We start from the raw sequence: 909 nt of genomic DNA on the forward strand, positions 1-909 counted from the left end.
GGCTTGCCGGCGGTGCCGCGTTCGCCCCGCTCATGGCGCTCCCTCGCCAGCCGTGTCCAGCCGGGACAGGAAGTCGTCGGCCATGGCCTCGGCCTCGTCGGCATCGCCCAGGCGCACGTCCAGCAGGCGCGTTTCGGCCAGCAGCATGCCCAGCATGGCCAGCCGCTTCTGGATCACCGCCTCGGCGTCCGGGCCGTGCCGGGCGTCCAGCAGATCGCCGCGCGTTTTCACGGCAAAACCCTGTCGTGCCAGCACCCGTTCCAGCACGCGGATGCGCAGTTCGCGCCCTTCCGCCGCCGCGCCGCCGCCCTTGAAGCGGAACTGGATGTAGTTGGTGCGGTCTTCGGGCGAGCACAGGGTGTCCACCAGCGCGAAATGGTACCCGAAGCGCATCATCAGGTGCGCGTAGTGGGCGGAGATGACCGCGTAGCTGGCCAGTTGCGGGGCATCGCGCCGGAAGATGCCCGCGCTGATGCGGTCCAGTTCGTTCCAGTCCGCCGCCGGGGGCATGTTGACCCACAGTTCGCGCGCGGCGGACAGGCCGAACCACAGCGCCCACATGGGCGTGGAGCGGAAGTCGTCGGGGCCGATCTCTTCCTTGCCCGCCGCGGTGGGGAACAGCCCGTCCTCGATGTTCAGCACGTACATGATCATGGGCACGTCGGTGCGCAGCTTCTTGGCGCCGCCAAGGCCGCGCCCGCCGCGCCCCACGAGCGAGAACATCTCGGCCACGCCGCGTTCGTGGGCAAAGCGCACCAGGTCGTGCATGGACCGGCAGTTTTCCGCCGCAAAGTCGCTGGACGCCGGGTCCGTCAGGTTCAGCCTGGCGATGTGCTGCATGGCCCGCGCCAGCCTGCGCATGCCGCCGTGACGCTCGCGGACCGCTGCCGCCGCCCTGCGCCGGGTGCG

General features: G+C 70.5%; 1 pseudogene. It reads right to left on the reverse strand.

The window, feature by feature from the left end:
* Positions 1-30: 30 nt before the first annotated feature.
* Positions 31-909, reverse strand: a pseudogene (locus FVW20_RS16990) (PEP/pyruvate-binding domain-containing protein); the annotation flags it as partial.

The sequence above is a fragment of the Nitratidesulfovibrio oxamicus genome (assembly GCF_015731765.1).
Classification (GTDB): domain Bacteria; phylum Desulfobacterota; class Desulfovibrionia; order Desulfovibrionales; family Desulfovibrionaceae; genus Cupidesulfovibrio; species Cupidesulfovibrio oxamicus.